Below are 24496 nucleotides of genomic sequence, written 5' to 3'. Positions count from 1 at the left end.
CGCTGTTCCGTCCCGACCGGGACGGCGACGACCGTTCGGAGCGAAGTCCGTGCACCAGCCCCCGCCCGCCAGGCGCTCACGCCGCGCGCTGTGGATATCCGCCGCCGTGGCCTTCGCGCTCCTGCTCGGCGGCGCCGGTTTCGCCGCCCGGAAGCTCGAATGGTTCTCCGGCAACGGCGCATCCGTGAGCTTCGGCAAGGCCCCGGCCCGGCCCGCCTCGGACGCCTCCGCCGCCCCCGGTGCGGGCGGGCCCTCCCCGGGCGCGCCGTCGCCCTCCGCCCCGCCCGGCGGCGACCCGGACGTGCTGCTGCCGACCGGCCCGAGGTCCGACTTCAGGCAGACCGCCAAGCTGGACGACGGCACGGTCATCGCGAAGGCCCGCCTCGCGGGCGCGAAGTCCGGCTTCGAGGGCGACGTCTGGGTCTGGACGCCCAAGGAGTACGACGAGGCGAAGTACGAGAAGAGCGCCTTCCCGGTGCTCATCTCCCTTCCCGGCGGCAACGGCTTCCCGACCAACTACTGGTCCGACCGCAGCCTCGGCCTCCAGAAGGCCATCAGCGAGGGTGTCCAGGCCGGCACCAGCCTGCCGTTCATCGTGATCATGCCGGTGCTCAACCCGGACAGTAAGTACTACTACGACGGAGCCGACATCCCCGGACAGCCCAAGATGGGCACCTGGATCGCCGAGGACGTCCCGGCCTTCACCAAGGCCAACTTCCGCACGTACAAGTCCCGCGACGGCTGGGCCTTCATGGGCTCCTCCTCCGGCGCCTTCGTCGGCATGAAGACCGTCCTCCAGTACCCGGACCGCTTCAAGGCCGTGATCGCCAGCGGCGGCGAGATCGTTCCCGACTCCCCGCTCTGGAAGGGCCACCAGGCGGAGATGGACGCGAACAACCCCGAGAAGCTCGCCAAGAAGCTGATCGACGGCAACGGCCCCGAGGTCTACATCAACTTCCAGATCGGCACCAAGGAGTCGGGGAGGGAGCGGATGACCAGGTTCCAGCAGTCGTTCGGCAAGGGCCCCGTCAAGACGACCATCCGCGACATCCAGAACGGCGAGCACAACGGCTGGCACTACGTCCTGGGCATGAAGGAGGGCTCCCTGGAGTGGATCAGCAAGGTGCTCAAGGCCCCGCAGCCCGCCACCGGCTGACCGCCCCCTCGGCCGGCCTGCCCGCCACCGGCTGACCAGCCCGTACGCACGGTGTGACGGGACCGGCGTGGGACGCACCACGTCCCGCCGGTCCCAGGCAACCCATCCGATCGTTGACACCTCTGTAAGGGGTGAAGGGGGACCGATCGGTCCGACCCGCGCTCTTCGGGAGCGCCGGAGAAGGAACGGGACAAATCCGTGCAGCATGACCAGCTTCAGGATGACGGCGACCTCATGACCGAGGAAGGCCCGCAGACCACGGGCCGCCGCCGTCCCAAGCGCCTGCGCAGGCTTCTGATCAGCGGTGCGCTGGCGCTCACACTCGCCGCCGGGGGCGGCGCCGCGGCGTACAAGTACAAGCTGTTCTCGGACATAGGGGATCCGGTCTCCTTCGGGAAGGTCCAGGAATCGGCCGCCGCCGCCGAGGAGATCCGGCCGGGGGTGAGCATGCCGACGGGACCGAAGGCCGAGTTCGTCCGGACGTACCGGCTCCCCGACGGCACGCAGATCGGCCGGACGACCCTGACCGGCGCGAAGTCCGGGTTCACCGGCGACGTGTGGGTCTGGGTCCCCAAGCAGTACGACGACCCGAAGTACGCCAAGAGCGCCTTCCCGGTCCTGATCTCCCTGCCCGGGGGGCGCGGCTACCCCACGAACTACTGGGGCACGGGCCCCGGCCTCGGCCTCCAGAAGGCCGTGAGCGACGGGGTGAAGGCGGGTACCAGCCTGCCCTTCATCCTGATCATGCCGGTGCACAACGCGGACACCAAGCACCACTTCGACGCCTCCGACATCCCCGGCGAGCCCAAGATGGGCACCTGGATGGCCGAGGACATCCCGGATTTCACGAGGGCCAATTTCCGGACCTTCACCTCCCGGGACGGCTGGGCCTTCATGGGCTCCTCCGCGGGCGGTTTCGGCGCGTTCAAGCACGTCCTGAAGTACCCCGACCGCTTCAAGGCGGCCATCGCGAGCGGGGTCGACATCGTCCCCGACTCCCCGCTGTGGAAGGGGAACACGCAGGCCATGGACGAGAACAACCCCGAGAAGCTCGCCGCGAAGCTGATCAAGGAGGGCGGCCCGGACGTCTACATCAACTTCCAGATCGGCACCAAGGAGTCCGGCCGCGAGAAGGCCGAGAAGTTCATGCAGGAGTACGGGAAGGGCCCCGTGCACACCACGCTCCAGGTGATCCAGGATGGTGAGCACAACGGGAAGTCGTACGTCCGCGGTATGAGGGAGGGCGCTCTGGAGTGGATCAGCAAGGTCATGCTGGCACCGACCCCCGACCCCGCCGTGCGATGAAGGCGGTCGTCCGGGGCGCCCTCGCGGCTGCCGCCGCCACCGTGGCGGCGGCCCTTGCCGTGGGCTTCGTCGAGGCGACGGACGAGGACCGGGGCGCCGTGCACGCCTTCCCCGGCGTGGGCGTGCTCATGGCCAACGGCGAGCACTGGTGCACGGCGAGCGTCGTCGACAGCCCGAAGGGCACCGTCGTCGCCACCGCCGCGCACTGCGTGGCCCCGGCGGGCGAGAACGGCGAGCCCGGAGCGGTCGCGCACGACGGCATGGCCATCGGCGCGCTCTCCTTCGCCCCCGCCTTCACCGGGGAGGGCGGCGGCCGCCGCCCCCTCGGGGTGTGGAAGGTGCGCGCGGTCCACGTGGACGAGCGATGGACCAAATGGGGGGAGGACACCGCCGACTTCGCCTTCCTCAGCATCGAGCCGGACGAGGACGGCCGTACGGTGCAGCAGGCGGTCGGCGGCGCCGGCGAAGCCCCCAAGCCCGACTGGACCTCCGGGTACGAGCGCGAGGTGACGGTCGTCGGCTACCCGGAGTCGGACCGCAACCCGCAGAACAAGCCCGTCTCCTGCACCACCCAGACCGGCCACGACCAGGAGGACCCCGCGATGCTCTACATCAGCTGCGCGGGCTTCTGGTCGGGCACCAGCGGAAGCCCCTGGATCGCCGACCGCGGCGGCCCGGGGAACCCGGGGCGGCTGATCGGGGTGCTGAGCGGCGGGCAGACGGACGTGGACTCCACGGCCGCGCTGTTCGACGAGAGGGCGAAGGCGCTGTACGAGCGGGCCGCGCGGGACTGAGGTCCGCGCCGGACCGCGTCGAGGGCGGCGCCGGTCACTGCCTGCGCTCGGTGCTGACGATCACGCACACCGCCACCACGACGATCGCCCCGCCGACGAGGATCGGAACGGTCAGCGCCTCGTCCAGGATCAGCGCCCCCAACGCGACCGCCACGACCGGATTGACGTACGCGTACGTGGCCACCAGCGACAGCGGCGCCGACTGCAGCAGCCACGCGTACGCCGTGAAGGCGACCACCGAGCCGAAGACCACGAGGTAGCCCAGCGCCAGCCAGGAGGCGGTGGAGTACGCGGCCCAGTCCAGCGTGCGGTGCTCACCGCGCACCAGGCCGACGGCGATCCCGCCGGCCCCGCCCGCGAGCATCTGGTACGCGCTGCCCGTGAACGGGTTGTCCGGCAGCGACAGCTTCGACGCGGAGAACGAGCCCAGCGACCACAGCAGGGACGCCACGACCACCAGCACCACCCCGGAGAGCCGCACGTCGCCGCCGATGCCCGGGCTGGTCAGCACCGCGAGCCCGGCGAAGCCCAGCAGCACGCCGCCGAGGGTGCGCAGCGGCGGCCGGTCGCCGGTGGCGGTCCGCAGCACCACCAGCCACATCGGCACGGCGGCGATCAGCAGCGCGGCCAGGCCGGACGGCACCGAGGTCTCCGCGAGGACGACGAGGCCGTTGCCGCCCAGCACCAGCAGCAGGCCCACCACGACCGCCGAGCCGGCCTGCGTACGGGTGGCCCGGAGCGCGCCCGGCCCGTACCGCCAGGCGACGAGGCCGAGCAGCAGCAGGCCCGCCGCGAGGAAGCGGGCTCCGGCGGAGAGGAAGGGCGGCATGGTTTGGACGACCACCCGGATGGCCAGGTACGTGGAACCCCAGACGACGTAGACGAGGGCGAGCGCGGTCCAGACGGCCGCGCCGACCCCGCGGGGCGCGGACTGCGGCGGCTCCCCGCTCCCGGCGGTCTCCGAGGTGCGCATGACGGGATCCTAGGTTCGTGGTGGGGTACCCGCTCCCCGGTACCGGCGTCTCAGCCCTTGAGCAGGGAGTTCAGCTCGCCGTACGGCAGGCCCGGGTCGAGCGCGCTGTACGTGCCCCCCGCGAGCAGCTCCTCGGCGGCGCGGCGGACCACGTCGTACGCGGCCGACGCGACCCCGGAGCCGAGGCTGACGCGGGCGACGCCGAGGGCGCCGAGCTCGGCGACGGCCGGGGCGCCCGGGCCGGCGAGGAGGTTGAGCGGGGCGTCGATGCCCTTGACCAGCTCGGTGACGGTGGCCGGGTCGGTGACGCCGGGGACGAAGATGCCGGAGGCGCCCGCGCGCAGGCACGCGGCGGCGCGGGCGAGTGTCTCGTCGAGGCGGTTCTCCTCCTCGCCGAGGCCGAAGAGGAAGGTGTCGATGCGGGCGTTGATGAACAGCGGCACCCCGGCGCCGTCGGCGGCGGCGCGAGCCGCGGCCACCCGCTCGGCGTGGTCGGCGGGGGCCCGCGTGCCGTCCTCGATGTTGATGCCGACGGCGCCGGCTTCGAGCACCCCGGTGACGGTCTCGGCGACCCCGGCCGGGTCGGCGCCGAAGCCGCCCTCGATGTCGGCGGTCACCGGGACGGAGACGGCCGCGGCCACCCGGGCGATGAGGTCGAGGGCGCGGTCCCGGCTCAGGGCGTCCCCGTCGGGCGTGCCGAGGGACCAGGCGACCCCGGCGCTGGTGGTGGCGACGGCGGGGGCGCCCGCGGCCTCGACGAGGCGGGCGCTGAGTACGTCCCAGGCGTTGGCCAGGGCCAGCGGCGCGGCGGGGGTGTGCAGGGCGGAGAAACGGCGGGCGAGGTCAACGGTGGTGGTCATCGGCCCAGTTCATCAGAGCGGACGAGGCTTCGGCTGGCGATTTTCCGACACGTACCCCGAGGGGCGCGGCGGCTACGCCAGGCCGGCCTTCAGGCCCGCTCCGCACAGGGGGAGCACCGCCGTGCGGCCCCGGAGGGGGTCGGCGGGGGCCAGGGGGCCCACCGCGGCCCAGCAGGCCGCCGCCGTCGGCTCCACGAAGAGCCCGCGCCGCGCCAGGTCCCGCTGGGCCGCGCGCAGGTCCGAGTCCGGGACCGTCAGGAAGGTGCCGCCCGACTCGCGGACCGCCGCCAGGATCCGGCGCGCCCGCGGCGGGGCCGGGATCGCGATCCCCTCGGCCAGGGTGGGTCGCTGCTCCACCGGGTCGGCGTCCTCCGCGCCCGCTGCGAAGGCCGCGGCCAGCGGGGACACCGCCTCGGCCTGGACCGCGATCAGTGCGGGCGGCTTCACCCCGCGCCGGGCCAGTTCCGCCACCGCCAGCGCGGCCCCCAGCAGCAGCGTGCCGTTGCCGACGGGGACGACGAGGGTTTCGGGGAGCCGGCCGCCGAGCTCCTCCCACACCTCGTACACGTACGTCTTCGTCCCGTGCAGGAAGTAGGGGTTGAAGACGTGGCTCGCGTAGAAGACGCCGGGGAGGTCGGCGGCCTCACGGGCGGCCACCGCCGCGGCCTCCCGGCCGCCCGGTACGACGCGGACCGCCGCCCCGTGCGCCCGGATCTGCCCCGTCTTCTTCTCCGAGGCGCCCTCGGGCACGAAAATTTCACAAGGGAGCCCGGCCCGCGCGCAGTACGCCGCCACGGCCGTCCCCGCGTTCCCGCTGCTGTCCGCGACCACCCGCTGCGGAGCCAGTCGCCGGGCCAGTTCCGCGAGCATCACCGCGCCCCGGTCCTTGAACGACAGGGTCGGCATCAGGAAGTCGAGTTTGGCGTGAATGCGCTCCGCGAGCGGGACCAGCGGGGTGTTCCCCTCCGACAGCGTCACGGAGAACGCCCCCGGCAGCGGGAGCACGGAGCCGAACCGCCAGAGCGAGTTGGGTCCGGCGGCCGGTTCGAGCGGACTGGCCGGATCCGGGGTGAAGTCGAGATCCCACGGTCCACCGCACAGCGGGCAGCACCAGGGGGCCGTCCGGGCGTCTGCGCGCGTGGCGTCTTCGGGGCAGACGTAGCCGGGGAGTGCGTGCGTCATGTGCGGAGCGCCTTTGCTCGTTCATGGCCGTTGTATGGCACGGATGTTAAGCGTTCGTCATCCTCTTGTGGGACGGCCGGAGGGTGCGCCAACCTTTCGGCAGCGGCAGCCGGGAGAACATGGGTATCATTGTCATGGTCATGCCTAAAGCCCGGTGTCCGCTCTTCATGCCACCGACGAGAAGGACCCCCCACATGTCCGCGATGCGTCACACCCGCCGGAAGATCGCCGGCCTCAGTGCGACCGCCGCCGCCCTCGCCCTGGGCGCGGCCGCCGCGTTACCCGCTTCCGCCGCCGACAACGGGCCCCGGGGCGTCATCGAGAACGCCGGCGCCCCGGGCGCGGTCGCCGAGAGCTACATCGTGACCCTGAAGGACTCGGCCGCCCGTTCCACCGCCGAAAGCGGCAAGGCCGTCGCCCGCCGCTACGGCGCGACGATCGGCCGTACGTACAGCGCCGCCCTCAACGGCTACTCCGTCAAGGTCTCCGAGGCGCAGGCCAAGAAGCTCGCGGCCGACCCGGCGGTCAAGTCCGTCGTGCAGAACCGGACCTTCACCGTCGACGACGCCCGGGGCACCCAGCCCGGCCCGCCGTCCTGGGGCCTGGACCGCATCGACCAGCACCCGCTCCCGCTCGACAACAGCTACACCTACCCGGACCAGGCCGGCGAGGGCGTCACGGCCTACATCATCGACACCGGCGTCCGCATCAGCCACACCGAGTTCGGCGGGCGCGCCTCCTACGGCTACGACGCCGTCGACAACGACAACACCGCCCAGGACGGGCACGGCCACGGCACGCACGTCGCCGGCACCGTCGCCGGCAACTCGTACGGCGTGGCCAAGAAGGCCAAGATCGTCGGCGTCCGCGTCCTCGACAACAACGGCTCCGGCACGACGGAGCAGGTCGTCGCCGGCATCGACTGGGTCACCCAGCACGCCGTCAAGCCGGCCGTGGCGAACATGTCGCTCGGCGGCGGCGCCGACCCCGCGCTCGACACCGCCGTCCGCAACTCCATAGCCGCCGGCATCACGTACGCCGTCGCCGCGGGCAACGAGTCCACGGACGCGAGCACCAAGTCCCCGGCGCGCGTCGCCGAGGCCATCACCGTGGGCGCCACCACCAGCACCGACGCCAAGGCGAGCTACTCCAACTACGGCTCCATCCTGGACGTCTTCGCCCCCGGCTCCTCCATCACCTCCTCATGGGGCACCGGCGACACCGCCACCAACACCATCTCGGGCACCTCGATGGCCACGCCGCACGTCGTGGGCGCGGCCGCGCTGTACCTCTCGCAGAACCCGGCGAGCACCCCGGCGCAGGTCTCCGCGGCCCTGGTGGCGGCTTCCACCCCGAACGTGGTGACCGGTCCCGGCTCCGGCTCCCCGAACCGCCTGCTGTACGTGGGCGGCGGCACCACCCCGCCGAACCCGGGCAAGCGCTTCGAGAACACCGCCGACTACGCGGTCAACGACAACGCGACCGTCGAGTCGCCGGTCACCGTCAGCGGGGTCGCGGGCAACGCCCCGGCGGCGCTCAGCGTCTCGGTCGACATCAAGCACACGTACATCGGGGACCTGAAGGTCGACCTGGTGGCCCCCGACGGCTCGGTCTACAACCTGCACAACCGCAGCGGCGGCAGCGCGGACAACATCGTCAAGACGTACACGGTCAACGCCTCCTCGGAGGCGGCCAACGGGGTGTGGAAGCTCCGCGTGAACGACAACGCCAACCTCGACACCGGCAAGATCGACTCCTGGGCGCTCCAGTTCTGACGCGCTCGTGAACCATTTCTGAGGCACTCCTCACGCAGGGAGAGCGCGGGGGCGACCGTTACGGCGGTCGCCCCCGCTGCGTACTATTTCGCGCATTCGTTCGTGCGCCCCCCGTGATGGAGCCCCTCGCCCCATGAGCACCCCGCCGCCGCCCCACTGGCCCCCTCCGCCCGCGCGGCAGGCGTACGGGGAGCCGGCACTCAACGGCTTCGCGCTCGCGTCGCTGCTGGCCGGTCTGTTGTGCCTGCCGCCGCTGGGCGCCGTCTTCGGGATCGTGGCGCTCGTCCAGATCGCCCGGAAGGGGGAGCGGGGCAAGGCGCTCGCGATCACGGGCCTGGCGGTGTCGCTGGCGATGACCGCGTCCCTGGTCCTCGTGGCGGACCGGGTGGGGGAGCGGCTCTTCGACCGGCTGGACACGCTGGAGCAGTACCAGGAGGCCGAGGGCGACTTGACCGCCATGGAGGACATGCGCGCGGGCGACTGCTTCAACGTCCCCGGCGGCGACCTGCTCGCCGAGCGCCCGTTCATCTACAAGATCGCCTGCGCCGAGCCGCACGAGGGGGAGGTCACCGCCTCGACCCGGCTCGCGGGCGGCGCGGCCTTCCCCGGCGACCACGAGCTGAGGCGGACCTCCGTGGACACCTGCTGGAAGGCGCAGGACGCGTACGCGATGGACTCGTGGGCGCTGCCCTCGTACGCGGAGATGTTCTACTTCGTGCCCTCGCGCGAGTCGTGGAGCGGCGGCGACCGGCGACTGCTCTGCGTCATCGGCACGGCGGAGCAGGAGCACCGCGGCAGCCTGCGCAGGGACGCCGCGATGCTGACGCCGGAGCAGGGGGCCTTCCTGCGCGTGATGAACGAGGTCGACCTGGCGCTGGGCGGTGAGCCGGAGGAGGAGATCGACGAGGCGCTGCCGCGGTACCTGGAGTGGGCCGGAGCGGTGGACCGGGCGCTGGGCGTGGAGGCGGGGCTGCTGGACGGGGTGCGGGAGCGGCCGGGGCTGGCGGGCCCGGCGGGTGCGCAGCTCAAGGAGGTCGAAGCGGCGCGCGCGGGGTGGCAGCGGGCGGCCCGGGCGACGAAGCCGGCGGAGTTCCAGGCCGCGTGGGACGAGGCCTCGGCCGCGCTGTCCGTGGACACGGAGAAGGCGCTGCGCGGGGCGTACGGGCTGGCGACGACGGTGCCGGAATGGCTGGCGGGGCAGTCGGACGGCTCGGACGGCGACCCGGAGGACTCGGACGGGGGCTCGTCGGGCGACTCGGAGGGGGCGTCCTCGTCCGCGGTCTGAGGCGCCGTCGAGCACAGCTGCCGTAACGCACGGTAACGGGTTTCAGTGACCTGGCTTCATCACTTCGGGTGAAACTCTGGCCTTTGCTTGCGATGTACAACCGTCGGTTGCCAGGGTGTAGCTGTCTGTCAAGCTGATGGGAGTGGCCAGTGACTTTCGGTGAGCAGCCGGCCTATCTGCGCGTCGCCGGGGATCTGCGACGGAAGATCGTCGATGGGTCCCTGCCCCCGCACGCCCGGCTCCCCTCGCAGGCCCGGATCCGCGAGGAGTACGGGGTCTCCGACACGGTCGCGCTGGAGGCGCGCAAGGTCCTCATGGCGGAGGGGCTGGTCGAGGGCCGTTCCGGGTCGGGTACGTACGTACGGGAGCAGCCCGTGCCGAGGCGGGTCGCCCGCTCGGGATACCGCACGGGAGGGGCGTCGACGCCGTTCCGGCAGGAGCAGGCCGAGGCGGGCGCGCGCGGCACGTGGGAGTCCAGCAGCGAACAGGCGGCCGCGCCGGCGGACATCGCCAAGCGGCTCGGCATCGAGCCGGGCGAGCGGGTGATGCGGACGCGGTACGTGTTCCGCGACGCGGGCGAGGCGATGATGCTCTCGACCTCCTGGGAGCCGCTCGCGGTCACCGGCCGGACCCCGGTGATGCTGCCGGAGGAGGGGCCGCTCGGCGGCTCGGGGGTGGTGGACCGGATGGCCGCCATCGACGTCGTCGTGGACAACGTGGTGGAGGAGGTCGGCGCACGGCCGGGCCTGGCCGAGGAGAACATGCTGCTGGGCGGGGTCCCGGGCCATGTGGTCCTGGTGATCGGCCGTACGTACTTCGCGTCCGGGCTGGCCGTCGAGACCGCGGACGTGGTCGTCCCGGCGGACCGCTACCGCCTCTCGTACCACCTGCCGGTGCGGTAGCCGGCGCACGGCGGACTCCGGCGCACCCCGGTGGCGCGGCCCCCGGGGGAGCGCCGTCCTTTGACGGGGCGTCATGGACCCGGCGGATTTCGGCGCGATGGTGATCGCCCCCGCCGCGCCGGTCCTCGCCTTCTGCGTTCGTGCGCCCTCTGCGCCGACGCCCGCCGCCGGTTCCGCGCCGGCCCCGCGGCCGGACTCGCCCTCGCCCCGTGCCGGTTGACCGTGTGATTCGCCGCGATGTGCGCCGGGTTCGGACCGGCGCGCACGGCCCGCTCGTACGCTTGGCCGGATGCGTACGCCTGTGAGGTACCTCTTCGTAAAAAACCGTATCCGCTCCGTAAAGGTCGGGCGTAAGCTCGGGCATATGCGCAATGCGGTTTCCCGGGCAGGTACATCGGCGGAGGGTGAAACGCGATGAACGACAGCGGTGCCCTGCTCCCATGGCTGGTCATACGTCAGGACGACAACGGCAACCGCTACCGGGTGGGCCGCTACCCCACCCGGTCCGAGGCCCAGAAGGTCGTCGACAGCCTCGAAGACAGGGGCCACAAGCAGCTGTACTGGGTGGAGCGGATCGGTCAGACCGCCACGACGAACTGAGCGTCCGCACGTTGGCATAGGCTCCGCCCCATGACGGTACGCGTGGTCGTGGGCGGAGCCCTTTGTCATGAGGGCCGCCTGCTGGCCGCCCGCCGCAGCGCACCCCCCGAGCTGGCCGGACGGTGGGAGCTGCCCGGCGGCAAGGCCGAGCCCGGCGAGTCCGTCCCCGAGGCGCTCGTACGCGAACTGCGCGAGGAGCTCGGCGTGGAGGCCGAGGCGCTGGAGCGGATCCCGGGCGAATGGCCGCTCAGGCCCGGTCTCGTCCTGCACGTGTGGACCGCGCGGCTGTTGTCCGGAGAGCCCGCGCCGCTGGAGGACCACGACGAGCTGCGCTGGCTCGGGCCGGAGGAGCTGGACTCCGTGGACTGGCTCGACCAGGACCGGCCTGCCGTCGCGGAGGCCGGCCGCCGGCTGCGCGACGGGCGGGCCGGGCGCGACGGGCGGGCCGGACATGGCGAGCGCGACGGGCGCGACGGGCGCGCCGAGCGCCGCGAACGGCACACCAGGTCGCACGGGGGCGCGTGACGCGCGTGCACTGGGCCGTCTGCGCCACAGTGCGCCGGTGCGTGAGGGATCGGGTGGTACGACGCCTCGAATATCGGGTATGTCGCTATTAGTCCCTATCGTGTACTGCCCCTCGTGGCTCTGTCCCTGCGGAATCGGACTGGGGCCGTAGCCGGCCCGGGAAGTGATCGGCGTGATCGACACAGACGGTGAATGCGCCGAGTGGGCCTTCCCCGCAGAGCCCGGCGCCGTCCGCACCGCCCGCCACGCCGTGCGCGGCACGCTCAGTTCCTGGGGCCTCGACTCCGTCGGCGATGTCACCGTCCTGCTGGTCAGCGAGTTGGTCACCAACTCACTGCGGTACGCCTCCGGCCCCATCGGGGTCCGGCTGGTGCGGCAGAATCCGGCCAGTGGAAGCTCCGCGGGGGGCCCCGCGCTGTTGGTGGAGGTGTCCGATCCGCTTCCGGATCCGCCCCGCGAACGGGTCGCGACGCCGGAGGACGAGGGGGGCAGGGGGCTTCATCTGGTCGCCGTCTCGGCGCAGCGCTGGGGAACCCGGCACGGGAAATCGGGTAAGACCGTGTGGTTCGAGTTGGCGCTTCCTGGTGAGTAACAAGGTGACGGATGGCCGACGATCACAGGGCATGGCTCGAAATAGTCGGGACCTTTTTGTGATCGTGAACGCCGTGCCGTGCGGGGCCGTGGTGCTGAATACTTCGGTCATGGCCGGTCCGGTTGCGGTGAGCTGGAGGGGACGGTCGCGTGAGCGAGATACCTGCGCAGGCACATCAGGCCCGTGTGCCCGGGGAGACATGGCACGACTCCCTGTGGCACAGCAGCCCGCCTGGCTCGATATATGACTACATAAAGGTCGCGTCCTTTTCCATCGGACCCGACGGGCTCGTCGACCAGTGGAGCCTGCGCGCCGAGGAACTGTTCGGGCTGACCGCCGCGCAGGCCGTGGGCCGGGACCCGGTGGACGCCTTCATGCCGCCGGAGCTGCGCGCCGACGGCCACCGCAGAATGGCCGAGATCCTCGACGGCAAGGAATGGACCGGCCTCGTCCCCTTCCGCATTCCCGGCGGGGGCGGGGCGCACGGCGTGGCCGAGATCTACGTGATGCCCACCCAGACCGAGACCGCCGAGCGGGCCGCGCTGTGCGTCGTCGTCGACGTACGCGCGCTGCGCCGCATCGAATCCGATCTTGCCGCTTCGCAGGCCATATTCGGCCAATCTCCTTTCGGTTTCCTGCTCTTCGGCACGGACCTCACCGTGCAGCGCGCCAACCGCCGCTTCGCGACCGTCTTCGGCGGCGCGGTCGAGGAACACCGCGGCCGCACCGTCCACGACTACCTCCCGCCCCAGGAGGCCGATCGGATGACCGAGGCCCTGCGGCGGGTCCTGGAGACCGGCGACTCCGTCACCGACCTCCGGATCACCGGCGCCGCCCCGGGCAGCCGGGACCACCGCCACTGGTCCATCAACCTCTACCGCGTCCACGGCGGCACCGGCCGCCCCGTCGGCGTCGCGGGCCTGGGCACCGACGTCACCCGCCGCCACCTCGCCGCCCGCGAGGCCGCCGGGGTCCGGCGCAACCTCGCCCTGCTCAACGAGGCCGGGCACCGCATCGGGAACTCCCTCGACCTGGAGACCACCGCCCGCGAACTGCTGGACGTGACCGTCCCGGGCTTCTGCGACCTCGCCGCCGTCGACCTCTACCAGGGGCTGCTGCTCGGCGACGACGACGGGCCCGCGCGGCCGCACGGGCCCGGCGTGCCCCCGCTGCCGCACGGTCGGGGTCCCGAACGGGCGCCCTCCCCGCCGCTGCGGAGGGTCGCCTTCGCCTCGGCCGTCTCGGACGGTCCGCTGTCGGATCAGGGGGCGCCCGTTTCCGTGGGGGAGGTCCACCGCTATCCGGCGGCCTCGCCGGGGGCGCTGGCCCTGCGGACCGCGCGGCCCCGGCTGATCGAGGGCGGCGGGGCGGACGACCTCGTCCAGTCGACGCTCGTCGTCCCGATGGTCGCCCACGACACCGTGGTCGGGCTCGCCCAGTTCTCCCGTACGAAGGGCAGCGAGCCCTTCGGGGAACGGGACCGGGCGGTGGCCGTGGAGCTCGCCGCCCGGGCCGCCGTCTGCATCGACAACGCCCGCCTGTACCGGCGCGAGCACGAGCGGGCACTGATACTCCAGCGCAGCCTGCTGCCGCCCGGCGACCCCGAGGCGGCCGGCCTCGACATCGCCTGCCGCTACCTTCCCGGCAACGCGGCCACCGAGGTCGGCGGGGACTGGTTCGACGTCATCGAACTGCCCGGGCACCGCACCGCGCTGGTCGTCGGCGACGTGATGGGCCGCGGGCTGCGGGCCGCCGTCGCGATGGGCGAACTGCGCACCGCCGTACGGACCCTGGCGCTGCTCGACCTGGAGCCGGCGGAGGTGCTGACCGCGCTGGACGAGATCGCCCGCGGGCTCGGCGCGCCCGGCGGCGCCCAGCAGGCCTCCCGGGCGGCGCTGCACTCCCGGGACGCGGACCGCTCGGAGGTGTACCTCGCGACCTGCGTGTACGCCGTCTACGACCCGGTGACCCGGCGCTGCACCATCGCCAACGCCGGCCACATGCCGCCGGTGCTGGTGGAACCGGCGGAACCGGGCGCCCCGCCGCGGCCCGCCCTGCTGCTGGAGGTGCCGCCCGGGATGCCGCTCGGGGTGGGCGGCGAACCGTTCGAGGAGGTGGAGGTCGACCTCCCCGAAGGGGCCCTGCTGGCCCTCTACACGGACGGGCTGGTCGAATCGCGCGACCACCCGCTGGAAGAAGGGCTGCGCGGCCTGCGGGACGCGCTCGCCGACCCGGTGCGGCCGCTGGAGGACGTCTGCGACCACGTGCTGAACACGCTGGACACGCGGCACGGCGAGGACGACATCGCGCTGCTGATGGCACGGGTGCAGGGGCTGCCGATGGACGCCGTCGGCGACTGGCAGCTGCCGCGCGAGGCCCGCTCGGTGGGCCGGGCGCGGGAGCTGGCGCGGGCGAAGCTGCCCGCGTGGGGGCTGGAGGGGCTGCTGGACACCACCGAACTGCTGGTCAGCGAGCTGGTGACGAACGCCCTCCGGTACGGCGAGGGCGAGATCCGGCTGCGGCTGCTGCTCGACCGGACCCTGGTCTGCGAGGTCTGGGACGGGAACCTGGTGCAGCCGCGCCGCCGCCGAGCCCGGGACACCGACGAGGGCGGGCGGGGCCTCCAGCTGGTCGGCATGCTGTCGGCGGGCTGGGGCACGCGGCGGACCCACCGGGGGAAGACGGTGTGGTTCGAGCTGCCGCTGCCCGGCGGCGGTTCGGAGCCCGTGACGGAGCTCTCCGCGGAGCAGCTGCTGAGCATGTACGGCTGACCGCGGGCGGGCCCGCTGCGCGGGGGGAAGGCCCCGCGCAGCGGGGGTCAGGCGGCCCGGGACTTCAACGCGGCCAGGCGGGCCTCGACCTCCGCGGACGTGTCGAGGTCGTCCAGGGCCTCGAACTGGGCGTCCAGGGAGGAGGCCGCCAGTTCCTGCCGCCCCAAGGCCCTGGCCTCCTCCCGGCGGACCTTGTCCTCGAAGCGGGCGATGTCGCTCGTCCATGACGTCGATGTTCTTCACCGCGTCCATCATCGTGTTCTGCGCCTGAGCGGTCTTGGCCCGGGCCACCAGCTCGTCGCGCTTGGCCGTCAGCTCCGTCAGCTTGTCCTTCATCGACGCCAGCCCGGACTTGAGCTCGTCCACGACCTCCGTCTGGGCGGCGATGGCGGGCTCCGCCGTCTTCGCCTCCTTCTCCGACCGGAGCTGGCGGCCCAGGGCGACCTTCGCGAGGCCGTCGAACTTGTCCGCGTCGGCGGTCGAACCCGCCGCCCGCAGCTCGTCCGCCTTCCGGCTCGCCGCGAGCGCCTTGCCGCCCCATTCCGCGGCCGCCTCCACGTCCTCGGTGTGGTCCGCCTCCAGCATCCGCAGATTGCCGATCGTGGTGGCGACCGCCTGCTCCGCCTCCGCGATGTTGTTCGTGTAGTCGCGGATCAGCTGGTCCAGCATCTTCTGCGGGTCCTCCGCCTGGTCCAGCAGCGCGTTGATGTTGGCCTTCGCGAGCTGGGTGACGCGGCCGAGGATGGTCTGCTTGCTCATCGGTGCCCTTTCACGGAGTGGGAAGATCGGGTCAGAAACGGCCGCCGCCGCCCATGCGGCCGCGGGTGCCCCCGCCGCCGAACGAGCCCGGGCCCGGCCCCCCGCCGCCGAAGCCGCCGCCGAAGCCGCCACCCCCGAACCCGCCGCCCCGGCCCCGGCCGCCGCCCAGGATCTCGCCCAGGATGATCCCGCCGAGGACCGCGCCGCCCATGCCCCCGCGCCGCTGCCGCTGCCCGCCGTACGGGTCCTCGTACGCCCGTACGTCCTGCTCCGCCAACTCCTGCGCCTGCCGCGCCAGCCCGTCCGCCCTCTGCGCCTGCGCCAGCGCGGCCGCCGGGTCCGGGCCCGCAAGGGCCGCCGACCGCTCCATGTGCCGCTGCGCCTCCGCCAGCCGGGTACGGGCCCGGCTGCCGACCGCGCCCCGGCTGGTGGTGATGTAGTCCGCCGCCGCGCCGATCGCGCTGCGCGCCGAGAGCACCGCCTGGTCCAGCAGCGCGGCCGCCCGCTGCCGCCCCGTCTCGCGCTCCCGGGCCCCGGCCAGTGCCTCGTCGAGGACGGCATCGGCCTCCTCCACCCGGCGCAGGGCGTCGATCGGGTCGTACCGGCCGGCCGCCTGCTCCCGCCGCACGTCGGCCAAGACCGCCTCCGCCCGGCCGATCCGGCCGCGCAGGTCCGCCGTCGAGGCCCCCTCCGCGGTGCCGGTCAGCACGCCGCGCGCGTCGGCGAGGTCGGTGTCCGTCTCGGTGAGCGCCCCGGGCAGCTTCCCGGCCGCCTCCGCCAGCTCCTGCGCCCGCCGCTCCACCGCGTCGACCAGCGTCGCCGCCTGGTCCACCGCGCCCTCGGCGGCCCGTACGTGCACGGCCGCCTTGCCGTTGTCGCCGCCGTCGATCGCGGCCCGGGCCTCGCCGAGGCTGGTCGTCGCGAACAGCAGCCGGTCCTCGGCCTGTTCGGCGTTGGAGGCCACCGGCGCGGCCGCGGAGTCCGCGTAGCGTCCGGCCAGCGCGGTCAGCGTGGCCTCGGCCGTCGTCGTACGGCCCGTCAGCTCGCGGAAGTGCGCCTCCACCGTGGCGAGCGCCTGCGGGGCGTTCTTCTCCAGGTCCCGCAGCCGGTCGAAGTCCGCCGACTCGGCGTCGAGCCGCCGGTTGGCCTCGGTGCAGCGGGCCACGATCTCGTCCAGCATCCGCCGCCGCGTCGGATCGTCCTCGGGGTACGCGTCGTCGAGCTGCTGGCGCAGCCGGAACGCGGCCGTCAGCTCGCTCTGCGCGAAGGCCACGGCGGCGGTGAACGTGCCCACCGCCGCGTCGCCGAACTGGGCGGCCGCGAAGCCGAGCTCCTCGTTGCTCGTACGGATCGCGTCGTCGGTCTCCACCAGCAGGGCCCTGGCCTTGGCGTCCAGCTCGGGCAGCGGGAGCGCGGTCGTGGTGGCGGGTTGCGCGCCCCAGCCCGTCGTACCGGAGCCGCCGCCGCCCTTGCGCCTGCGGCGGCTGTACGCGTACGCCCCGAGGGCGCCCGCCGCGCCGACGGCGACCACCGGGAGCACGTAGTCCCCGGCCCCGCCGTCCCCGCCCGCGCCACCGCCGGGGTCCGCCACGCCGGGGGTGACGGCCGGCACCGGTACGGGCTTCCCTTCGAGCACGGCCCCGTAGCCGTCGGCGGCGCCGATCGCGGCGCCCGCCCAGTCGTTCTGCCTCAGCGCGGGCTCGATGGCGCCCCGGGCGACGTCCGCGAGCTGCGCCGCGGTGAAACCGGAGTCGACGTCGGCCGAATAGGCGTACTGGCGGGCCCCGGTCGCCACCGCCAGCAGCACGTCGTCCTGGCCGAGGCCGTTCTTCTGCGCGGTGGCGTCCGCCCAGCTCTGCGCGGAACGCCCGGAGAAATCGTGCACGTACGTCACGAAGAGCTGGATCCGATGGCCTGCGTACAGCCTCTCCAGCGCGGTGGTGACGGCGGCGGTGCGGTCGCCGAGGGCGCCCACGCGGTCGGTGATCTGCCCCTGCCCGGACAGCGTGACGGGGTCCTCGGCCCGGGCGGCCGGCGCCCCGGCCACCCCCCAGCCGCCGAGCCCCAGCAGCGCGGCGGCCAGGACGAGCCCGGCCCGAACGGATATCCCGGCGGTGGTGCGTCGCTTCGACCTGCTCGTGGGCGGCATCACATTTGGGAGGGTATGGGCGGCTCTGACCACCCGCACCCGGAGCGACGCGATTCAAGGGAGGGCGTACGCCGACAGCTCCGGGCCGGACAGGACGAGCCGGTCGCCGACCAGCAGGGTGTCCCCGTCGGCGAGCTCCGGCTGCTCCCACTGGCGGCGCGGTCTGCCCGTCGCCGGGTCCAGTACGGCGACGAACGGCCCCGACTGCCGGCCCAGCCGCCCGCGCCGGCCACCGCGGGCGGCCTTCACGTACAGCCCGCCCGCCCGCAGCCCCAGCAGATCCAGCGCGCACTCCGCACCCTCGCTCCGGACCACCGTCCGCTGCCAGCGCAGCCTCCCCGTCCGTGCGTCGAACGCGGTCACCACGTCCCCCTGCGAGACGCTGTGCGCCGCCGCGTACACCACGCCGCGCTCGACCAGCAGCCGCTGCGCCGGGGCCCCGAGAGCGCACTCCCACAGCTCCCGGCCGCTGCCGCGCTCCAGGGCGCGCAGGCTCATGCCGTCCACCAGGTGCAGCGGCTGCGCTCCGGCCGTCCGGTCGAGCGGATCGGATCGCCCCAGCGGGGAGTCCCGCAGCGTGGTCCACAGCCGTCGCCCGGTCGGCAGGTGCAGTCCCCGGAGCCACGGGCCGTCCACCAGGACGAGGCAGTCGCCCACCGCAGCCAGGGAGCGGGTGCCTTCCGGCAGCGAGCGCCGCCATTCCACCTCGCCCGTCGCCGCGCGCAGCACGGTCAGCTCGCCCCGAGCGTCGTGCACCAGCACCGGCCCGGCACTGCGCAGCAGCCCGCCCTGCGGCAGGTCCCGCCACCACCGCACCCGCCCGTCGCGCGGCTCCCGCGCCATGATCCGTACGCCCGGACCGCCGTCCCGGCGTACGTCGACGTACACCGTGGCGGCGTCGGCCACGCAGGACACCAGCAACGATCCGGTCCCGGGCGGCGGCGGGGCGGCCGTGCCCTCGTCCGCGTGGGCCGACCAGCGGGTCGTGCCCGCCTCGGCCCGTACGCAGCCCACCTCGGTCCCCGCCCGCCACACCACGTGCGCCCCGGCGGCGTACAGGGCGTCGGGCCGCGCCCCCGTGTGCCAGACACGGGTCCCGGGGTCCGCGGGCGGGAGCGGCGAAGGGGCCCCGAACCCCGCGTCCGGGCCGGCCAGGGCCGTCGTGCCGGGCGGTGGAGGGGCCCCCGCGTCGGCGGACGCCTGCGCCAGCCAGGGCATCCGGTCCGTCGCCAGGCACTCCCGCGCGGTGCGGGCCAGCGCCCGGGCCCGTACCGCAGGGTCCGGCAGGCCGCGGGCGGCGTCCGCGCCCTCCCGTGCCGCCGCCGGGTCCAGCGGGGGCAGCAGCGCCAGCCGGACCCGGGCCCGGGCCTCGGCCAGCGAGGACAGGGCGTGGCCGGCCTTGTCGTCGGCGGCCTCCTCCGGATCGCGACGCAGCAGGGCGGCCGCCCCGGCGCGCAGCTGCCCGGACGTTTCGAACCGCCCCTGCTCGGCGTGGTGCGCCGCCTCCTCGCGCAGCCAGGCCGCCCGCTCCTCCAGGAACCGCGGAAGCTCCTCCTCGGCCTGCTCCAGGGCCCGGGCACCGCCCGCCGCGTCCCCGGCCTCGGCGCGGTCGCACGCCACCTGACACAGCGCCAGCAGCCGGGCCCCGGCGGAGCCGAGCCGCTCGCTCAGGCGCAGCGCGCTCTCCAGGTCCCGCGGGGCGACGGCCAGCACCGTGTCGTACGTGGCGGCCGCGCGCTGGCCCGGATCCTGGATCCGGGCCAGCCGCTGCTCGGCCTCCTCGGGCCGCTCCGCGTCGAGGGCCGCCTGGATCCGGGCCCGGAGCCCCCCGGGTGCCGGGCGCCCGCCGAGGTGGTACCCGGCGATGCGGGAGGCCTCTTCGGGAGCCGCCTTGACCAGTTCCTCCGCCAGCGCGCGCAGCGGACCCTCGCGCGGCGAGCCCGGCACCGTGAACAGCGCCTGCTGCGCCTCGGTCAGCAGCCGCCGCGCCCGCGCCGGGGCGTGCGGGGCGGTGTTCCGGGCCAGCACCGTCAGCAGCCCGGCCACCCGGGCCCCGTCGCCCCCGCCGCCGGCCCACGCCGCGCTCTCGGCGCCGGCCAGCAGCCGGGCCGCGAGGTCCGCGTCGAAGCGGGCCGCGGCGTCGGCGGCGATGGCCAGCACCTCGACGCGGGCGCCGTCGCCACCCGGCAGCTCCCGCAGCGCGTCCTGCGCCTCGGCGAGCAGCCCCCGTACGAACTCCCGCACCTCGGGGCCCACACCCTCGGCCGCCGGCCCCGCTCCCGGCGCCCGCCCGGACACCGGGTCCGGCCCGGACACCGGCGCCCGCCCGGGCACCGGCCCGGCCACCGGCACCGGCCCGGCCACCGGCGCCCGGGCGGGGAGGGGGTACCCCGGGCCCGGCCCGCCCCCGTCCTCGCCTCCGTGCTCGCCCGCGTCCTCGCCCCCGCGAAGGCCCCGCAGCGCCCGGAGCGCCCTGCCCACCGCCTCCGCCGACTCCGGCCGGTCCGCCGGGTCCTTCTCCAGCAGGGCCAGCACCAGCCGGTCCAGCTCCGCCGGAACCGGTGTCCCCGCCTCGCGCAGCGGGAGCGGCGCCTCCGCCACGTGCCGGTGCATCAGGACGTACGGCCCCTCGGTCTGCCCGAACGGCGGCGCCCCGCTCACCAGCGCGTACAGCACGCACCCCAGTGCGTACAGATCGCACCGGGCGCCCACCCGCTCGCCCCGCCACTGCTCCGGCGCCATGTACGCGGGGGTGCCGATGATCCGGCCCGTCACCGTCCAGCCCGCCGTCGCGTCCGCGGAGTGCGCGATGCCGAAGTCGCATATCTTGATCCGCCGGCCCGGCAGCAGGAACAGGTTCCCCGGCTTCAGGTCCCGGTGGACCACGGCCTGTTCGTGTGCGGCGGCCAGCGCCTCCGCCGTCTGCGCGGCCAGGTCCACCGCGAGGTCCACGGCGAGCCTGCCGTCCCGCGCCAGCACCGCGGCCAGGTCCTCCCCGGAGAGGAGCTCCATCACGATGAACAGCCGCCCGCCCTGCTGCCCCACGTCGTGCACCACGGTGATCCCGGGGTGCTGGAGCCGCGCCCCGATCGTGGCCTCGCGCCTGAACCGCGCGACCACCTCGTCGTGCGCGGCCGCCTCCCGCACCACCTTGACCGCCACGGACCGGTCCAGCATCAGGTCGCGCCCGCGCCACACCTCGCCCATGCCGCCCCGGCCGAGCCGCTGCTCCAGCCGGTACCGGCCGGCCAGCTCATCCCCCACCCGCACCGCAAAGCCCCCTGGCATCACGTCATGCGACGTTCTCCCAGGGGGCATTGTGTCCGGCGAAGTGAACGGCCGGGGGTGCTACAGATCAGCGCGCCTGCGGATCTTGTTGCCCAGCCACACCAGCGGGTCGTACTTGCGGTCCACCGCCCGCTCCTTCAGCGGGATCAGCGCGTTGTCGGTGATCTTGATGCCTTCCGGGCAGACCTCCGTACAGCACTTGGTGATGTTGCAGTAGCCGAGCCCGTGCTCCTCCTGGGCGGTGCGCTTGCGGTCCAGGCCCGCCTCGGCCGCCGCGTCCAGCGGGTGCATGTCCAGCTCCGCCACCCGCATCAGGAAGCGGGGGCCGGCGAAGGCCGTCTTGTTCTCCTCGTGGTCACGCACCACATGGCAGGTGTCCTGGCACAGGAAGCACTCGATGCACTTGCGGAACTCCTGCGAGCGGTCCACGTCCACCTGCTGCATCCGGTACGCGCCCGGAGCCACCCCCTCGGGCGGCACGAACGCCGGGACCTCCCGCGCCTTCCGGTAGTTGAACGACACGTCCGTCACCAGGTCCCGGACGACCGGGAAGGCGCGCAGCGGCGTGACCGTGATCGTCTCGGACCGCTCGAAGGTGGACATGCGCGTCATGCACATCAGCCGCGGCCGGCCGTTGATCTCCGCGCTGCACGAGCCGCACTTGCCCGCCTTGCAGTTCCAGCGCACCGCGAGGTCCGAGGCCTGCGTGGCCTGCAGCCGGTGGACGATGTCCAGGACCACCTCGCCGTCGTGCACCTCGACGGTGAAGTCCCGCAGTTCCCCGCCTTCCGCGTCGCCCCGCCAGATCCGGAAGCTCGCGTCGTACGTACTCATTCGTAGAGCTCCTCTTCGGCGAGGTACTTGGCCAGCTCTTCCTTCTCGAAGAGCGCGAGCAGGTCGGGGCGGATGGGTTCGGTACGGGTCCGCACGAGCGAGATCCGGTCGGCGGCCGGGTCCTGCGGCACCGGCTCCACCGGACGGCACAGCAGGTTCACCGGGCGCCAGGTGCGCTCCATCGACGGGCAGTCCTCCCGGGTGTGCCCGCCGCGGCTCTCGGTCCGCTCCAGGGCCGCGCGGGCCACGCACTCGCTGACCAGCAGCATGTTCCGCAGGTCCAGGGCGAGGTGCCAGCCCGGGTTGAACTGCCGGTGCCCCTCGACGCCTGCCCGGGCCGCCCGTACCCGCAGACCCGCCAGCCTCTCCAAGGCCTCGGCCATCTCGCCCTCGCGGCGGATGATCCCCACCAGGTCGTTCATGGTCGTCTGCAGCTCCTGGTGGAGCGTGTACGGGTTCTCCGCGCCCTCGGCGGCGTGGAACGGGGCCAGCGCCTCCGCCGCGGCGGCGTCGATCTCCGCCTGGGAGACCGCGGGCAGCGCTCCGGCGAGGCCGTCGGCGTACTCGGCCGCGTGCAGCCCGGCCCGCCGGCCGAACACCAGCAGGTCGGAGAGGGAGTTCCCGCCGAGCCGGTTCGACCCGTGCATGCCGCCCGCGACCTCGCCGGCCGCGAACAGGCCGGGGACCCCGACGGTGGCGGCGGTGTCGGAGTCCACCGCGATCCCGCCCATCACGTAGTGGCAGGTCGGGCCGACCTCCATGGGCTCGGCGGTGATGTCCACGTCCGCCAGCTCCTTGAACTGGTGGTACATGGAGGGCAGCCGCCGTTTGATCCGCTCGGCCGGCATCCGGGTGGACACGTCGAGGAAGACCCCGCCGTGCGGGGAGCCGCGGCCCGCCTTGACCTCGGAGTTGATGGCCCGGGCCACCTCGTCGCGGGGGAGCAGTTCGGGCGGGCGCCGGTTGTGGTCGGGGTCCTCGTACCAGCGGTCGCCCTCTTCCTCGGACTCCGCGTACTTCTCCTTGAAGACGTCCGGGACGTAGTCGAACATGAACCGCTTGCCCTCGCTGTTGCGCAGCACCCCGCCGTCGCCGCGCACCGACTCGGTGACGAGGATGCCCTTGACCGAGGGCGGCCAGACCATCCCGGTCGGGTGGAACTGCACGAACTCCATGTTCAGCAGGGGCGCCCCGGCGAGCAGGGCCAGCGCGTGGCCGTCGCCGGTGTACTCCCAGGAGTTGGAGGTGGTCTTGAACGACTTGCCGATCCCGCCCGTGGCCAGGACCACCGCCGGGGCCTCCAGGACGAAGAACCGGCCGGACTCGCGCTCGTAGCAGAAGGCCCCCGAGACCCTCTGCCCGTCCTTCGGGCCGCGGTCCTTCAAGACCCTGGTGACCGTGCACTCCTGGAAGACCTTGAGCCGGGCCTCGTAGTCCCCGAACTCCTTGAAGTCCTCCTGCTGGAGCTGGACGATCTTCTGCTGGAGGGTGCGGATCAGCTCCAGGCCCGTCCGGTCGCCCACGTGCGCGAGGCGCGGGTACTCGTGGCCGCCGAAGTTGCGCTGGGAGATCCTCCCGTCCGGGGTGCGGTCGAAGAGCGCGCCCCAGGTCTCCAGCTCCCAGACCCGGTCGGGGGCCTCCTTCGCGTGGAGTTCCGCCATCCGCCACTGGTTCAGGAACTTCCCGCCGCGCATGGTGTCGCGGAAGTGCACCTGCCAGTTGTCGCCCTCGTTGACGTTGCCCATGGAGGCGGCGATCCCGCCCTCCGCCATCACCGTATGGGCCTTGCCGAACAGGGACTTGCAGATCACGGCCGTGCGCTTGCCCCGCTCGCGGGCCTCGATCGCGGCCCGCAGCCCGGCGCCGCCCGCACCGACCACGACCACGTCCCACTGCTGCCGGTCGACTTGAGCCATCTCAGAAGAACCTCGGATCGGTGAAGGTGCCGCCGGCCAGCAGGTACACGTAGAAGTCGCACAGGGCGACGCTGATCAGGGAAGCCCACGCGAGCTGCATGTGGCGGGTGTTGAGCCTGCTGACCCAGCCCCACAGCCGGTAGCGCACCGGGTGCTTGGAGAAGTGCCGCAGGCGGCCGCCCATGATGTGCCGGCAGGAGTGGCAGGAGAGCGTATAGGCCCAGATCAGCGCGATGTTGACGAGGAACAGCAGCGTCCCGAGGCCCATGTGGCCCCACTCGTACCGGTCGTTGCGGAACGTCAGCACGGTGTCGTACGTGAGGATGCCAGCGACCGGCACCGCCGCGTAGAAGAAGTACCGGTGGACGTTCTGGAGGACGAGCGGGAAGCGCGTCTCGCCGGTGTACTTCGCGTGCGGCTCGGCGACGGCGCAGGCGGGCGGCGAGGCCCAGAAGCCCCGGTAGTACGCCTTGCGGTAGTAGTAGCAGGTCAGCCGGAAGCCGAGCGGGAAGACCAGGATCAGCAGGGCCGGGGACAGGCCCCACCAGCTGCCGAACAGGTCCAGGTTCGGGCCGCCGCGCATCTCCTGGCAGTTCTCCGCGAGACACGGGGAGTAGAACGGGGAGACGTACGGGGCCGCGTAGTAGTCGGCGTTCGCGAAGGCCCGCCAGGTCGAGTAGACGATGAAGGCGAGCAGCCCGGCCGCGGTGACGGCGGGGGCCAGCCACCACCGGTCGGTGCGCAGGTGCCGGGCGGAGATCGCGGCCCGGGAGGCGTCGTGGACGCCGGTCAGCTGCCGGGGTGGTTCCGTGCCTGTGGCCAAAGGGGAC

General features: G+C 73.6%; 18 protein-coding genes and 1 pseudogene. 10 read left to right on the top strand and 9 right to left on the bottom strand.

The window, feature by feature from the left end:
- Positions 1–49 precede the first annotated feature (49 nt).
- From ACIBAD_RS06510 to ACIBAD_RS06500, 3 genes are all read left to right on the top strand, one after another.
- Complete coding sequence (locus ACIBAD_RS06510) at positions 50–1156, top strand: alpha/beta hydrolase (RefSeq protein ID WP_398904943.1); 1107 nt, start codon at positions 50–52, stop codon at positions 1154–1156.
- Positions 1157–1390: 234 nt separating this feature from the next.
- The gene (locus tag ACIBAD_RS06505) at positions 1391–2461 is read left to right on the top strand and encodes an alpha/beta hydrolase-fold protein (protein WP_134071567.1); all 1071 of its coding nucleotides are present in this window, start codon (positions 1391–1393) and stop codon (positions 2459–2461) included.
- Positions 2458–3255 carry a trypsin-like peptidase domain-containing protein gene (locus ACIBAD_RS06500; RefSeq protein WP_134071565.1) on the top strand — a complete coding sequence of 266 codons (798 nt, stop codon included), beginning with the start codon at positions 2458–2460 and terminating at the stop codon, positions 3253–3255. The genes ACIBAD_RS06505 and ACIBAD_RS06500 overlap by 4 nt, the downstream gene beginning before the upstream one ends.
- Before the next feature lie 34 nt (positions 3256–3289).
- Here the strand turns inward: ACIBAD_RS06500 and ACIBAD_RS06495 are convergent, their stop codons facing one another.
- The 3 genes from ACIBAD_RS06495 to ACIBAD_RS06485 all read right to left on the bottom strand — a co-directional run bounded on the left by ACIBAD_RS06495 (position 3290) and on the right by ACIBAD_RS06485 (position 6270).
- Positions 3290–4228, bottom strand: coding sequence for an EamA family transporter (locus ACIBAD_RS06495; protein WP_134071563.1), 939 nt, complete (start codon positions 4226–4228; stop codon positions 3290–3292).
- Between the two features lie 50 nt (positions 4229–4278).
- A complete protein-coding gene (locus ACIBAD_RS06490) occupies positions 4279–5088 on the bottom strand; it encodes an isocitrate lyase/phosphoenolpyruvate mutase family protein (protein WP_134071561.1) in 810 nt (269 codons plus the stop codon).
- Positions 5089–5160: 72 nt separating this feature from the next.
- Positions 5161–6270: a pyridoxal-phosphate dependent enzyme gene (locus ACIBAD_RS06485; RefSeq protein WP_398904939.1), complete on the bottom strand. Its 1110-nt coding sequence runs from the start codon at positions 6268–6270 to the stop codon at positions 5161–5163.
- 194 nt (positions 6271–6464) lie between these two features.
- Here ACIBAD_RS06485 and ACIBAD_RS06480 point away from each other — a divergent pair, with 194 nt between their 5' ends.
- From ACIBAD_RS06480 to ACIBAD_RS06450, 7 genes are all read left to right on the top strand, one after another.
- The gene (locus tag ACIBAD_RS06480; protein ID WP_398904937.1) at positions 6465–8045 is read left to right on the top strand and encodes a S8 family peptidase; all 1581 of its coding nucleotides are present in this window, start codon (positions 6465–6467) and stop codon (positions 8043–8045) included.
- A 133-nt stretch (positions 8046–8178) separates the two neighbouring features.
- Positions 8179–9330, top strand: coding sequence for a DUF4190 domain-containing protein (locus ACIBAD_RS06475; protein WP_398904935.1), 1152 nt, complete (start codon positions 8179–8181; stop codon positions 9328–9330).
- Positions 9331–9479: 149 nt separating this feature from the next.
- Positions 9480–10232 (top strand): GntR family transcriptional regulator, encoded by a 753-nt coding sequence (locus ACIBAD_RS06470; protein ID WP_053690273.1) that lies wholly within the window; start codon positions 9480–9482, stop codon positions 10230–10232.
- 414 nt (positions 10233–10646) lie between these two features.
- Positions 10647–10832 (top strand): SPOR domain-containing protein, encoded by a 186-nt coding sequence (locus ACIBAD_RS06465; protein ID WP_030159654.1) that lies wholly within the window; start codon positions 10647–10649, stop codon positions 10830–10832.
- A 30-nt stretch (positions 10833–10862) separates the two neighbouring features.
- Complete coding sequence (locus ACIBAD_RS06460; protein WP_398904932.1) at positions 10863–11357, top strand: (deoxy)nucleoside triphosphate pyrophosphohydrolase; 495 nt, start codon at positions 10863–10865, stop codon at positions 11355–11357.
- Between the two features lie 163 nt (positions 11358–11520).
- Entirely contained in the window at positions 11521–11949 is a 429-nt protein-coding gene (locus ACIBAD_RS06455; protein ID WP_398904930.1) for an ATP-binding protein, read from the top strand.
- A gap of 212 nt (positions 11950–12161) precedes the next feature.
- A complete protein-coding gene (locus tag ACIBAD_RS06450; protein ID WP_398905417.1) occupies positions 12162–14720 on the top strand; it encodes a SpoIIE family protein phosphatase in 2559 nt (852 codons plus the stop codon).
- Positions 14721–14767: 47 nt separating this feature from the next.
- Here the strand turns inward: ACIBAD_RS06450 and ACIBAD_RS06445 are convergent.
- From ACIBAD_RS06445 to ACIBAD_RS06420, 6 genes and pseudogenes are all read right to left on the bottom strand, one after another.
- Positions 14768–15479, bottom strand: a pseudogene (locus ACIBAD_RS06445) (PspA/IM30 family protein).
- A gap of 31 nt (positions 15480–15510) precedes the next feature.
- Positions 15511–17628 carry a TPM domain-containing protein gene (locus ACIBAD_RS06440; protein WP_134071547.1) on the bottom strand — a complete coding sequence of 706 codons (2118 nt, stop codon included), beginning with the start codon at positions 17626–17628 and terminating at the stop codon, positions 15511–15513.
- 54 nt (positions 17629–17682) lie between these two features.
- The gene (locus ACIBAD_RS06435; RefSeq protein ID WP_398904928.1) at positions 17683–20898 is read right to left on the bottom strand and encodes a protein kinase; all 3216 of its coding nucleotides are present in this window, start codon (positions 20896–20898) and stop codon (positions 17683–17685) included.
- A gap of 78 nt (positions 20899–20976) precedes the next feature.
- Positions 20977–21750, bottom strand: coding sequence for a succinate dehydrogenase/fumarate reductase iron-sulfur subunit (locus ACIBAD_RS06430; RefSeq protein WP_134071543.1), 774 nt, complete (start codon positions 21748–21750; stop codon positions 20977–20979).
- Complete coding sequence (locus tag ACIBAD_RS06425) at positions 21747–23666, bottom strand: fumarate reductase/succinate dehydrogenase flavoprotein subunit (RefSeq protein WP_134071542.1); 1920 nt, start codon at positions 23664–23666, stop codon at positions 21747–21749. The genes ACIBAD_RS06430 and ACIBAD_RS06425 overlap by 4 nt, the downstream gene beginning before the upstream one ends.
- Position 23667: 1 nt before the next feature.
- Positions 23668–24489, bottom strand: coding sequence for a hypothetical protein (locus tag ACIBAD_RS06420; RefSeq protein ID WP_134071540.1), 822 nt, complete (start codon positions 24487–24489; stop codon positions 23668–23670).
- Between the last annotated feature and the right edge of the window lie 7 nt (positions 24490–24496).

Source organism: Streptomyces sp. NPDC051109, assembly GCF_044455885.1.
Classification (GTDB): domain Bacteria; phylum Actinomycetota; class Actinomycetes; order Streptomycetales; family Streptomycetaceae; genus Streptomyces.
Note: the sequence above shows the minus strand (reverse complement) of the source record. Positions and strands in the feature narration are given on the sequence as shown.

Coding starts and splice junctions, on each gene's coding strand:
- ACIBAD_RS06480 (WP_398904937.1), top strand. CDS start 6,465: ATGTCCGCGATGCGTCACACCCGCCGGAAGATCGCCGGCCTCAGTGCG.
- ACIBAD_RS06500 (WP_134071565.1), top strand. CDS start 2,458: ATGAAGGCGGTCGTCCGGGGCGCCCTCGCGGCTGCCGCCGCCACCGTG.
- ACIBAD_RS06485 (WP_398904939.1), bottom strand. CDS start 6,270: ATGACGCACGCACTCCCCGGCTACGTCTGCCCCGAAGACGCCACGCGC.
- ACIBAD_RS06460 (WP_398904932.1), top strand. CDS start 10,863: ATGACGGTACGCGTGGTCGTGGGCGGAGCCCTTTGTCATGAGGGCCGC.
- ACIBAD_RS06440 (WP_134071547.1), bottom strand. CDS start 17,628: ATGCCGCCCACGAGCAGGTCGAAGCGACGCACCACCGCCGGGATATCC.
- ACIBAD_RS06505 (WP_134071567.1), top strand. CDS start 1,391: ATGACCGAGGAAGGCCCGCAGACCACGGGCCGCCGCCGTCCCAAGCGC.
- ACIBAD_RS06490 (WP_134071561.1), bottom strand. CDS start 5,088: ATGACCACCACCGTTGACCTCGCCCGCCGTTTCTCCGCCCTGCACACC.
- ACIBAD_RS06475 (WP_398904935.1), top strand. CDS start 8,179: ATGAGCACCCCGCCGCCGCCCCACTGGCCCCCTCCGCCCGCGCGGCAG.
- ACIBAD_RS06465 (WP_030159654.1), top strand. CDS start 10,647: ATGAACGACAGCGGTGCCCTGCTCCCATGGCTGGTCATACGTCAGGAC.
- ACIBAD_RS06425 (WP_134071542.1), bottom strand. CDS start 23,666: ATGGCTCAAGTCGACCGGCAGCAGTGGGACGTGGTCGTGGTCGGTGCG.
- ACIBAD_RS06430 (WP_134071543.1), bottom strand. CDS start 21,750: ATGAGTACGTACGACGCGAGCTTCCGGATCTGGCGGGGCGACGCGGAA.
- ACIBAD_RS06495 (WP_134071563.1), bottom strand. CDS start 4,228: ATGCGCACCTCGGAGACCGCCGGGAGCGGGGAGCCGCCGCAGTCCGCG.